At 65.7% G+C, this 10,657-nt stretch carries 10 protein-coding genes and 1 pseudogene; 4 read left to right on the top strand and 7 right to left on the bottom strand.

From position 1 onward, the window contains the following. Window positions 1–436: 436 nt before the first annotated feature. Genes thiL through apaG form a run of 5 tightly spaced genes read right to left on the bottom strand, consistent with a single transcriptional unit; the run spans window position 437 to window position 6,227 of the window. The gene (thiL, locus tag QTI66_RS33600; RefSeq protein WP_286564714.1) at window positions 437–1,411 is read right to left on the bottom strand and encodes a thiamine-phosphate kinase; all 975 of its coding nucleotides are present in this window, start codon (window positions 1,409–1,411) and stop codon (window positions 437–439) included. After that, entirely contained in the window at window positions 1,412–2,536 is a 1,125-nt protein-coding gene (locus QTI66_RS33595; RefSeq protein ID WP_286564716.1) for a YbdK family carboxylate-amine ligase, read from the bottom strand. 20 nt (window positions 2,537–2,556) lie between these two features. Further along, window positions 2,557–3,813 carry a cation:proton antiporter gene (locus QTI66_RS33590; RefSeq protein WP_286564715.1) on the bottom strand — a complete coding sequence of 419 codons (1,257 nt, stop codon included), beginning with the start codon at window positions 3,811–3,813 and terminating at the stop codon, window positions 2,557–2,559. Window positions 3,814–3,838: 25 nt separating this feature from the next. Then, window positions 3,839–5,812: a transporter-like protein TlpB gene (gene tlpB, locus QTI66_RS33585; protein ID WP_286564713.1), complete on the bottom strand. Its 1,974-nt coding sequence runs from the start codon at window positions 5,810–5,812 to the stop codon at window positions 3,839–3,841. Between the two features lie 19 nt (window positions 5,813–5,831). Beyond that, a complete protein-coding gene (gene apaG, locus QTI66_RS33580) occupies window positions 5,832–6,227 on the bottom strand; it encodes a Co2+/Mg2+ efflux facilitator ApaG/CorD (RefSeq protein ID WP_286564712.1) in 396 nt (131 codons plus the stop codon). Window positions 6,228–6,280: 53 nt separating this feature from the next. Between apaG and rpe the strand changes: the two genes are divergently transcribed. The 4 genes and pseudogenes from rpe (at window position 6,281) to QTI66_RS39720 (ending at window position 8,883) form a co-directional block, all read left to right on the top strand. Next, window positions 6,281–6,973 carry a ribulose-phosphate 3-epimerase gene (rpe, locus tag QTI66_RS33575; protein ID WP_286564711.1) on the top strand — a complete coding sequence of 231 codons (693 nt, stop codon included), beginning with the start codon at window positions 6,281–6,283 and terminating at the stop codon, window positions 6,971–6,973. Between the two features lie 196 nt (window positions 6,974–7,169). After that, the gene (locus QTI66_RS33570) at window positions 7,170–8,162 is read left to right on the top strand and encodes a Bug family tripartite tricarboxylate transporter substrate binding protein (RefSeq protein WP_286564710.1); all 993 of its coding nucleotides are present in this window, start codon (window positions 7,170–7,172) and stop codon (window positions 8,160–8,162) included. After that, window positions 8,159–8,293, top strand: a pseudogene (locus QTI66_RS39725) (nitroreductase family protein); the annotation flags it as partial. The gene QTI66_RS33570 and the pseudogene QTI66_RS39725, both read left to right, overlap by 4 nt. Window positions 8,294–8,505: 212 nt before the next feature. After that, on the top strand, window positions 8,506–8,883 hold the full coding sequence (locus tag QTI66_RS39720; RefSeq protein ID WP_353506259.1) for a nitroreductase: 378 nt from the start codon (window positions 8,506–8,508) through the stop codon (window positions 8,881–8,883). 10 nt (window positions 8,884–8,893) lie between these two features. Here the strand turns inward: QTI66_RS39720 and QTI66_RS33560 are convergent, their stop codons facing one another. Next, window positions 8,894–9,844, bottom strand: coding sequence for a patatin-like phospholipase family protein (locus QTI66_RS33560; RefSeq protein ID WP_286564709.1), 951 nt, complete (start codon window positions 9,842–9,844; stop codon window positions 8,894–8,896). An 11-nt stretch (window positions 9,845–9,855) separates the two neighbouring features. After that, window positions 9,856–10,599 (bottom strand): SDR family oxidoreductase, encoded by a 744-nt coding sequence (locus QTI66_RS33555; RefSeq protein WP_286564708.1) that lies wholly within the window; start codon window positions 10,597–10,599, stop codon window positions 9,856–9,858. Window positions 10,600–10,657 lie beyond the last annotated feature (58 nt).

Raw genomic sequence — 10,657 nt, 5'->3', positions numbered from 1 at the left:
GCCCGCCGACGCTGGACACGGTGGGGGTGAACTGTCCGCCGCACACGGTGGGGGGTGAACAGGACGTTTCGACGGTCGTAACCATGGGACAGAGTGCGCGCGCCGCGAGCTCTTGCGCACCGACGGATCAACGCGCGTGAACGATTGAATGACGCACGGCGTTGGCACCTCCCCGGAGTCCGGCATGCGATGGCCGCTGGGCGCCGCCTCTGTGGCGTCGAGGAGCGGAGCGATTTGCGGGATCAGGCTCGCAGCTGTTTGAGCGAAGCGAGTTCTGCGAGACCCCGCAAATTGTGAGCACCGCAGAGCAGTCCCGCAGGGACCGCCACAGTGAAGGCGCCCAGCGGCCATCGCATGCCGGGCGGCCCCCGAAGACAACACGAATGAACCTGGCAACCGCATACCGCTGCCACACCAGCAGCGGGCGTCACCTCACCTACCCAAAATGATCAAACGAAGCAAACGACTGCTCAAGCGGCAGACCTTGCGAATCCACAACACGCAACCCTGCTTCCGCCTCAACGCACCCTATGCGAGTCACCGCAGTACTCGTGTCCCGCCCCGCACGCATCACCGCATCACGCAAGTTTGCAGGCGCCGTGAAGACGAGTTCATAGTCATCGCCGCCTGCGAGCGTGCAGGCCCGTTTCATGGCGACGTCCAAACGCCCTGAACCCGCGGCCGACGATTGTGTTGCAGCCATCAACTCCATGACGGCATCGCCGTCCAGCCGCGCCCCGACGCCGCTGGCGCGCAGCACATGGGACAGGTCGCCCGTGAGTCCGTCACTCACGTCGACAGCCGCATGCGCGATGCCGCGCAACGCCAGCCCCAAAGCCACGCGCGGTGTCGGCATTTCCATCCGCAAGCGCGCCAGCTCGAACAGCTCGGGCGGCAAAGCCAACTTGCCGCGAAACACCTCCAGCGACAGGCGCGCATCGCCCAGCGTACCGCTCACCCAGATGTCGTCGCCCACTTTCGCGCCCGAGCGCAACAGCGCCCCGCCTGTTGGCACCTCGCCGAATACCGTGATGCAGATGTTCAGTGGCCCGCGCGTCGTGTCGCCGCCCACCAACTCGCATTCGTGCGCGTCGGCCAAGGCCAGCAGTCCTCGCGAGAAACCGGCGAGCCACGCTTCATCGACGGATGGCAGGGACAAGGCCAGCGTGAACGCCAGCGGCTTCGCGCCACAGGCGGCCAGATCGCTCAGGTTCACTGCCAGCGACTTGTGGCCCAGCCGCGCCGGATCGACCGTCGACAGGAAATGTCGGCCTTCGACCAGCATGTCCGACGACACCGCCAACTGCATGCCCGGCGCCGGCGCCAGCAGCGCGCAGTCGTCGCCCACGCCCAGCGGCGAACGTCGCGTGGGCCGCGTGAAATAGTGCGCGATGAGGTCGAACTCGCCCATTCAGACGATTCCCCTGAACCGCATCGACGCCTGTCGAACGACTTCCGCCAGCAAACGCTCGCGCCCCTGCCGCTCGCGCAGCCAGCGCGCGTCGTTCTGGCTCGCCTCCACGCTGGAACGCAATTGCACCAAGGCCTCGGTCGCGTTCAGCGCTTCGCTGTGCCATTCGAGCTGGGTCATCGTCATCAGGATATGTTCGCGCAGCGGCATGTGATCGCCGCTTGCAGGATCGACATACACCGCGTCCAGCCCGAAACGGCAGGCCTGGAATCGGTTGTAGGTGTACACAAGATAGTCGTCTTCCGTCGGCGTGAAAGGCTGCTCCTGCAGAAACCACGCCGCGAGCGATTGCACATAGCCTGAGAGGGCGGCTGCACGCTCCACCGTCAGCGGTGTGTCGAACACGCGGATCTCGATGGTGCCGAACTCGGGCTTGGGCCGGATGTCCCAATAAAAATCCTTCATGCTGCGCACGACGCCGGTGCGCGTCATGCGCTCGAAGTACGCGCCGAATTCCTTCCACGTCAACGCGAAGGGCGCGCGTCCCGACAATGGAAACGCGAAGACCGAGTTGAGCCGCGCCGAGTCGAATTGCGTGTCCTGCCCCTGCACGAAAGGCGACGACGCCGACAGCGCAATGAAGTGCGGGATGTAGCGCGACATGCGATGCAGCATCAACAGCGCCCCGTCGGCGTCCGGGCAGCCCACGTGCACGTGCTGGCCAAAGATGGTGAACTGCTTCGACAGATAGCCGTACAGCTCCGACAGCTCCCGAAAACGCGGCTTGTCATAGATGCGCCGCTCGTGCCATTGCTGGAAAGCATGCGTGCCGCCGCCGACCACCGCGATGTTGAGCTTGTCGGCGTTCTTCACCAGCGCATCGCGAATCGGCGTGAGCTGCTCCAGCACGTCGCGCGACGAGTGGCAGATGCCGGTGGAGATCTCGATCATGCTCGAGGTCATCTCCGGCACCACGCTGCCAGGCAAGGAAGGCATCTGCGCCATCAGCCGCAGCATGTCTTCGGCGTATGGCGCCAGGTCGTAGTCGTGCGTGTTGACCAACTGCAGCTCGAGCTCGACGCCCAGCGACAGCGCCTCGGAGCGCGCAAAAGGCTCCAATGCCACGACGCGTTCGACATGCGATTTCATCGCTGTGTGTCCTCCGCGCCGCCGTTGAAGGCTTCAGGCGTCCATGGCAGCGAGGTCTCGCGGGCAGCGTGAATGGCCACGGTGGCCAGCACGGCGCCCAGCACTTCCATCAAGAGGATGGCCGGTAATGCAATCTGCGTGACCATCGCACCCAGCAAGGGCGAGGCCGTCACGAAATTCGACGTGATCAGCAGCGCCACCGACGACAGCGGCGACATGGCAAAGCCCAGCCACAGCGCCTGCTTCCAGCTCGCGCCGCTGCCGGGGTTGGCAATGGCGACGCCCGCGACCTTGGCCACCAGGCGCACGGCGATCATCGACAGCACGAGGCTCGCCACCGGCAGGCTCCAGTCCACCTGCGCGGCGACCACCGAGACCAGCACGAACATCAGCATGGTGAGCAGCGATGCCGCCGTACCCAACTGCCGCGGCCACGCCCACGGCTTGGGATTCAATTGCTTGAGCAGCACGCCGCCGATAAGCGCCGCCAGCGCGGCTGATCCACCCAGGTGCGCCGCCACCGCTGCTCCGGCCGCGATGATCGCCAGCAGCAGGATCGACGTGTTTTCGCTCGTGGGACTCATCACCCGCAAGGCTGAGCGCAAGGCCAGCGCCATGATCGCGCCCACCACGAAAGACAGCCCCAGCACCACCGCCACCGGATAAAGCTTTTGCAGCAGCCCCATCGGCGCCCGTTCCATCAGGCCGGCCTGCGCATAGCCCAGCGTGAGCGCGTACAGCGTGTTGAGCGTCGACAGCGTGAGCGCCCGCTCCGTCACCGGCCCGGAGGCGTGCGCGTCCATGGCCACGCGGCTGAGCACGGCCGGCGACGCCACGATGGCGACCAGCGCCACCGGATGCGCCACCGGGTCGGGCACGTCCAGCCAGTGCAGCACCCAGAACACCGCAAAGTAGGTGAGCAAGGCTTCGAGCAGGCTTTGCACCAGCACCATCGGGTTGTGCCGGAACCACCGCAGCGGCAAGCGCCCGCCCGCCTCGAACAGCACGATGGCCACGCCCAGTTCCAGCAGGAACAGGCTGGTGCCCTGCAAGGGCCAGTTCGCGCCTTCGAAACCCGCAAAACCGACGACCGTGCCGACGATGGTGTAGCCCACCACTTTCGGCATGCCGGTGTAGCGCTGCACCAGGTGCCCCGCCGCCGCGGCAAAGGCCAGCAGCAGCGACCAGGCGACCGTGGGCAGTCCGGCCGAAGGGCGAACCCATTCGGACCAGAAGCCCAGCAGGTCGGTCAGCAGTGCACTGATCAAGCGCCGGCCCTCATGCCTGGACCGGAACCAGAAAGCTCGCCGGACGCTTGCGCCAGCGGGCAAAGATGGCCGACTGGATGCGGCGGCGTTCCACGCGGTTGATGCTGTGCGCGCGCAGGGCCAGGCGGAAGGCAAGATAAAAGCTCACCCCCACATTGAGCGCGCCGATCAGCGGGATCGATGCGACAGCCCACCACAGCGCAGGGTCTCTCAGGACATCGAGGCCCAAGGTGCTGCATGCCGCGGCGATCTGCCCCGACGACAGCGTGACGTGGCGCACGTCCAGCCCCACCCCGAAAAAGGCAGCAAAGGCCGGCACCAGGCCGAGCATCAGGCCCAAAGAGATGTTGGAAGCGAATCCGGAGATATTGTTTCTCATGAAAGTTGCCCAGCGTTGCGCGCGTTTTGAACCCAAAACGGCGCTGATGCGGGGGTTATAGCGCATGGCCGAGTCAAGACGATGCAGGACAAAGGCGTTTTCAACCCACCCCGCCACAAGGCTGGACGCAAAGAGCAGAACGCCGGTGAAGGCCGCAAAAAGGGCGGTGGGCCCGGCCAGCGAGAGCGAGTGCAGCACTTCCCGCGCATGCACTTCGTCGATCATCGAATGGCCCACGGTGAAGCGCATCGCCAAGTCCACCAGCATGACGGCCGGAATCACGACCAGCACGTTGCCGAGAACGGCGGCCACCTGCGAGCGTACGAGGTTGGCAACTTCATCGACGAAGCTGTCCATGGCGCCGTCCGAATCGATGTCGCGCAGCTTGGCGGCCATCGCAGGCGCCGTCATGGCCGGCTGCTTGGTGGCCAGGGTGAGGTGCAGCAACTGGATGGCCACGAAGCTCACCGCGTACATCACGCCCGCCCACGCCCCGGTCCAGAAGGCCGACAGGCCCAGCGCGAGGATGGCGAACTTCGCCGCCACGGTGAGCGAGGTGAGTGCACCGCCGCCCGCGGCCTTTCGCACCATCGCGCCATAGGTGGCGCGGTCGCGGGTGATGTACTGCTCGCCGGTTTCGGCGCTGCGCTCGGCCATCTTGGCGGCCAGCAGCGACGAGTTGGTGGCGATGAGCCCGCGCACGCTGTTGCGCTCGCCGCCCACGATGACCAGCCGCGCGATCAAGCGCGCAACGCTCGAAGAAGGCGACGACGACAGCACGCAGTCGAGCAGTTCGCGAATGCGCACCACGCGCTCGCGCAACTCCCGCAATCGGAACACGAGTCCAACCGATATGCCGTTGTCTTCCAGATGCGTGTAGACCGACGCCGCACCCGCACGGCATGCATCGAGCCGTTCGCGAAAGGCGACGAACGCGGCCTGAAGCGCTTCCTCGTTCACGGGCGTGCGCATCGCTTCGTCGCGCAGGTCGTCCAGATGATTGAGCAGCACATGAAAAGGCCGCGCTTCGCGCACCGTGTCGTTCATGCGCAATCGCAACTCTGGCGAAAAGCCCGCGGCGACGACCTGGCTGGCGCAGTAGGTCACCGCGTCGAGCAGGGATTCTCGCCAGCGCGCGACGGCCTCCTCAGTGCCGTCGCCGATCACCTCGCGGATGCGCGCGAGGGTGGCTTCGTCGAGCAGCGCGATCCACTTCGCATCGAAGTCGCTGGTGAACAAGAGGCGGAACAGCTCGGACGCATCGGTGGTTTCTGGCGTGCCCGGCAGCACTTTGCGGCGAATGCGCCCGTTGAGCTCGCTCAGGAAAGAGGTGCGCGGTGCAAAGCCATGATCGGCGTACAGCGTCGTCAGGTCGACCGTGCGCGTGAAGCGGCGCCACCATGCGCGTGCACGCTCATGCACCTCGGGCCGCGCCTGGATGGCATCGAGCAGCAGGCCCACGCGGCCGACCACCGCCTGCGGCGACGCGCGATCGCCGCGCAGCCAGTCGAAGAGTTCGATGAGCCACACATGGCGATGCGCCGTGTCGGCGTCGGGGTCCAGTCGAGCGAGGAGGGTTGGCAGGTCGCGCGCGGCTGCTGTCATGCGTCGGCGTTGAACCGGCTCAATGCAGGACGCGCGTTGGCGGTATTTCGCCCGCGTTCGCGTCGAGCACGAACATCGGAATGGCCACGTCGAAGCGATCGCCCGTTTCCGTCACGAAAAAGAAACTGCCGAGCATCGTGCCAGTGGCCGCCTGTAACCGGCAGCCGCTTGTGTATCGAAACGATTCACCGGGTGGAATGAGAGGCTGCTGGCCGATCACGCCGAGGCCCTTGACCTCTTGTTTGTGACCGGATGCATCATCGATCTTCCAATGTCGGGAAATGAGTTGCGTGGAGACTTTGCCCATGTTCGTCACGGTGACGACGTAAGCAAACGTATAGACGCGATCGCCCGGCGAAGACTGCTCGTGCAGAAAGCGCGGTTCGACCTGAACGCTGATCGTGCTGGAAGACATGCGGCGGATAGTAACGGAGTCAAACCACATTGCCCCTGCGACAATCCCCACCCATGAGCACCCAAACGTATCGCATTGCACCCTCCATACTCTCTGCCGACTTCGCGCGGCTCGGGGACGAAGTATCCAACGTGATTGCCGCAGGCGCCGACTGGATCCACTTCGACGTCATGGACAACCACTACGTGCCGAACCTCACTTTCGGCCCGATGGTGTGCCAGGCGCTCAAGCCGCATTCGAAGAAGCCCGATGGCACGCCGGTGCCCATCGACGTGCATTTGATGATCCAGCCCGTCGACGCATTGGCCGCGGCCTTCGCGCAAGCGGGTGCCGACTACATCAGCTTTCATCCGGATGCGTCGCCGCACACGCACCGCAGCATCCAGGCGATCCGTGCGGCGGGCTGCAAGCCGGGGCTGGTGTTCAACCCAGGCCTGGGCCTGGAGGCGCTGGACTGGGCCATCGACGACATCGACCTCATCCTCATCATGAGCGTGAACCCCGGTTTCGGTGGCCAGAGCTTCATCGATTCGGCGTTGCGCAAGATCGAGCAGGCGCGCAAGCGCATCGAGCAAAGCGGACGCGACATCCGGCTGGAAGTCGATGGCGGCATCAAGGTCGACAACATCGCGCGCGTGGCGAGTGCCGGCGCCGACACCTTCGTCGCGGGCAGCGCGATCTTCAACGCGAAGAGCTATGAAGGCGTGATCGGCGACATGCGCACTCAGCTGGCCAGCGGCCGCTGAAATTCCACGCGGCCGCGAAGGCCTTGCGGGGCGCCCTGGAGGGTGCCAATGTCGGTTGATATTTTCGCAATCGAGGGTGCGCGAATATCGTTTTACGCCTCGCTTCGTATCGACAACGATTGCATCCAGCAGCCGACGGTTTGCGCTTCACAACGCAGCCGCTCCGGCACCGGATTCCAATCAACGAGAGACGAGCATGAAGCACCCCAGGACCACCTTCTCCATCCTCGCGACCGCCGCCATGGTCGCCCTTGGCGCGCTGTGCGCACCGGCACACGCGCAGGCTGACTTCCCCACCAGGAAGCCCATCACTGTGGTGGTGCCCTTTGCGCCGGGCGGGGGCAACGACATCCTGGCGCGCGTCATCGGGCCGAAGCTCTCGCAGATCCTCAAGCAGACGGTGATCATCGAGAACAAGCCCGGCGCCGGCGGAAGCCTGGGCACCGAGTACGCGGCGCGCGCCACGCCCGATGGCTACACGCTGCTGATCGCGTCGAACCAGGTGACCATCGACCCGGCGCTGGGCGTGAAGGCTGGCTACAAGATCGAGCGCGACTTTGCGCCCGTGGGCCGCATCGCCTCGGTGCCGATGGTGCTGGTGGCGCACAACGGCGAGCCCTACAAGACGCTGCCGGAGTTCATCAGCTACGTGAAGGCCCATCCCGGCAAGGTGGCCTATGGCAGTCCCGGTAATGGCACGCCGCAGCATCTGGCGGGTGAAGTGTTTGCGTCCGCGGTGAAGTCGCCCATGACGCATGTGCCCTACAAGGGCACGTCGCCCGTCATCACCGACCTGATCGGCGGACAGACGCAAGTGGCCTTCGCCACGCTGGCCTCGGTGCTGCAATATGTTGAAAACGGCAAGCTCACCGCGCTGGGCATTGCGGGCCAGGAGAAGTCCGCCGCGCTGCCCAAGGTTCCGACCTTCGGCGAGGCCGGCCTCAAGAACTACGAGGCGGCGCTCTGGTACAGCCTCGTGGTGCCGGCCAGCACGCCGCAGCCCATCGTCAACACGCTGAACAAGGCACTGCGCGAGGCCATGGACACGCCGGCCGTGGACCAGCAACTCATCAAGCTCGGCTTCGTGCCCAAGCCCACGACGCCCGAGGAACTCAAGGGCATCATCACCGCCGACCTCGCGCACTGGGCGCGGGTGGTGAAGGACAACAACATCAAGGTCGAGCAATGACGCCGGGCAGCGCGGGCGTGATCGACGCGCTGCATCGGCGGCGCAGCGTCCGGGGCTTTCGGCCTGACGCGGTTGAGCGCAGCACGGTGGAGCGCATCCTGCAAGACGCGGCACGCAGCCCGAGCGCATCGAACACACAGCCCTGGCGCGTGCATGTGTGCGCAGGCGAGGTGCAACTCGCGTTGACGGAGCAACTGTTGGCACTGCACACGGCGGGCGGCGAGGGGCATCGCGAGGAATACACCTACTGCCCGCCGGCCTGGCGCGAGCCTTATCTGGGGCGACGCCGCGAGGTGGGCAAGGCGCTCTATGGCCTGCTGGGAATTCCCAAAGGCGACGAAGCATGGACGGCAAGGCAGTACCCAGGAACTACGAATTCTTCGGTGCGCCCGTGGGCTTGTTCTTCACGCTCGAACGCGACATGGGACAGGCGGCGTGGATCGACTTGGGGATGTTCCTGCACGCGGTGATGCTGGCGGCCGTTGGCCACGGCCTGGACACGTGTGCGCAGCAGGCGTTTGCACGCTATCACCGCGTGATCCGGGCGCACTTGCGCATTCCCGACAAGGAAATCGTGGTGTGCGGAATGTCGATGGGCGTGGCCGATGAGGACGAGCCGGCGAACGGGTTGGTGACCGGGCGGGAAGCGGTGGAGCGCTTCGCGGCGTTCGCGGGCTTTGACGATGCGCATCTCGAGCGACGGCGCATGCAGCAAGCATGATGGCACCCGGTCAGCGCTGCCCCAGCGCAGCGATGGTGTGTGTGGCACCCATTCCCTTCAATGCAGCGCGTGCTGCCTCGTAGCCCGCCTCGATCGCACCGTCCTGCTCGCCCCTTGCCGACATGCCCGATACGCTGACGGCCGGTGAGATCAGCACATCCGCCTGCGCCATTTCGGGCGCGGCAACCAGGCAACTCTGGGCTTGCATGACCCGGCGGATGACGGCGGGCGCGCCCAGCCCGCGGGAGCGCGAGCCCTTGCAATAGATGTCCACCGCGATGACGAAGTCGGCGCCCATCGCGCGGGCGAAGCGCACGGGCACCAGGCTGGTGATTCCGCCATCGATCAGGTGACCCTCCCCGTACGGCACCGGCACCTGGACGCCGGGCACCGCGGCCGATGCCTGGATGGCACGTCCCGCGGAGCCCTGGTCGAGCAGCACCGGCTGTTCGCTTCGCAAGTCGGTGGCCACCGCGCCAAAGCGGATCGGAAACGCTTCAATGGGAACACCTGCAGTCACGGTGTCGATCCAGTGCGCGAGATGGTTGCCCCGCATGATCCCGCCGGAACTGAAGCTCAGGTCGATGAGGGATGACAGCTTGACCTCGCGTGCAATCGACTCGATCTGGCTGGCCGTCAAACCGCTAGCATAGGCCGCACCGACCACTGCGCCCGCAGACGTGCCGACGACGATGTCGGGCCTGATGCCGGCTTCTTCCAGCGCGCGCAGCACGCCCAGATGCGCAAAGCCCCGAAGGCCCCCGCCGCCCAGCACCAGGGCCACGGTCGGTCGGCGCGTGCCGGTGGCAGCAGGTTCCGGCGCGGAATGCCGCACCTCATCAAGCCAGCGCGGTGTCAGCGCCATCGACGCGCTTGCACGGGTGCTGGCGCATCCGGCCATTGCTGCCGCAAGGCAGGCAAGCGCAAGGGCAACGACGCATCGCATGTTGCGTGCTTTCACGATGTACCGGTTCAGCGCGAACCGGCCAGCGCCACCGCGTCGGCACCCGCCGGAAAGCGAAGCTGCCCGCTCGTGTCATTCGCGGCACGCCACACCACCTCGGCCACATCGGACTCGGTCGTGACTGCAGCCTGTTGCGCGAACGACGCGAACACCTGCTGCGCGAAAGGCGCGTACGCCTCGGGAATGAGCCCTTCCATGCGCGGTCCGCCGTTGCTCGCAAAGCGCGTGCTGGGCCCGTAGCCCGGCTCCACCAGTTTCACGCGCACGTTGAACGCTTCGAGTTCAAAAGCGAGCGACGTGGTGAACCCTTCGATCGCCTTCTTGCTTGCGGTGTAGACGGCCACCAGCGGCATGGGCGCCAGCGTGGCGCTGGAGGTCACGTTCAGCACGACACCTGAGCGTCGCGCACGGAATTGAGGCAGCACGGCCTGCGTCATCGCCATCATGCCAAATGTGTTGGTCTCGAACACTTCGCGCGTGGTGGCCATCGGCGTGGCCTCGAAGGCACCGAAGAGGCCGATGCCCGCGTTGTTGACCAGCACGTCGATGGGTCCGCTGGCTTCCAGCGCAGCGGCGATGCTGTCGGGTCGGGTCACGTCCAGCGGCAGCACACGCATGCGGTCCGAGCGGGGAAGGAGTTCTTCCCTCGGCGTTCGCATGGTGGCAATGACCTTCCAGCCCTGTGCGTGGAAGTGGCGCGCGGTCTCCAGGCCGTAGCCGGAAGAGCAGCCTGTGATGAGGACGGTTTTCATGGCGTTTGAATGCGTGGTGGTGTTCATGCCCCCAACGATAGCGATCAAGGACCGGACT

Source organism: Variovorax brevis (assembly GCF_030317105.1).
GTDB lineage: Bacteria > Pseudomonadota > Gammaproteobacteria > Burkholderiales > Burkholderiaceae_C > Variovorax > Variovorax brevis.
The sequence above is the reverse complement of the archived record's forward strand: the minus strand, read 5'-3'. Positions and strand labels throughout refer to the sequence as shown.

Bases quoted from the DNA above. Each gene is read 5' to 3' on its own strand.
- QTI66_RS39720 (WP_353506259.1), top strand. From the start codon at position 8,506: ATGGACGGCAAGGCAGTACCCAGGAACTACGAATTCTTCGGTGCGCCC.
- rpe (WP_286564711.1), top strand. From the start codon at position 6,281: ATGAGCACCCAAACGTATCGCATTGCACCCTCCATACTCTCTGCCGAC.
- QTI66_RS33555 (WP_286564708.1), bottom strand. From the start codon at position 10,599: ATGAAAACCGTCCTCATCACAGGCTGCTCTTCCGGCTACGGCCTGGAG.
- apaG (WP_286564712.1), bottom strand. From the start codon at position 6,227: ATGTCTTCCAGCACGATCAGCGTTCAGGTCGAACCGCGCTTTCTGCAC.
- tlpB (WP_286564713.1), bottom strand. From the start codon at position 5,812: ATGACAGCAGCCGCGCGCGACCTGCCAACCCTCCTCGCTCGACTGGAC.
- thiL (WP_286564714.1), bottom strand. From the start codon at position 1,411: ATGGGCGAGTTCGACCTCATCGCGCACTATTTCACGCGGCCCACGCGA.
- QTI66_RS33570 (WP_286564710.1), top strand. From the start codon at position 7,170: ATGAAGCACCCCAGGACCACCTTCTCCATCCTCGCGACCGCCGCCATG.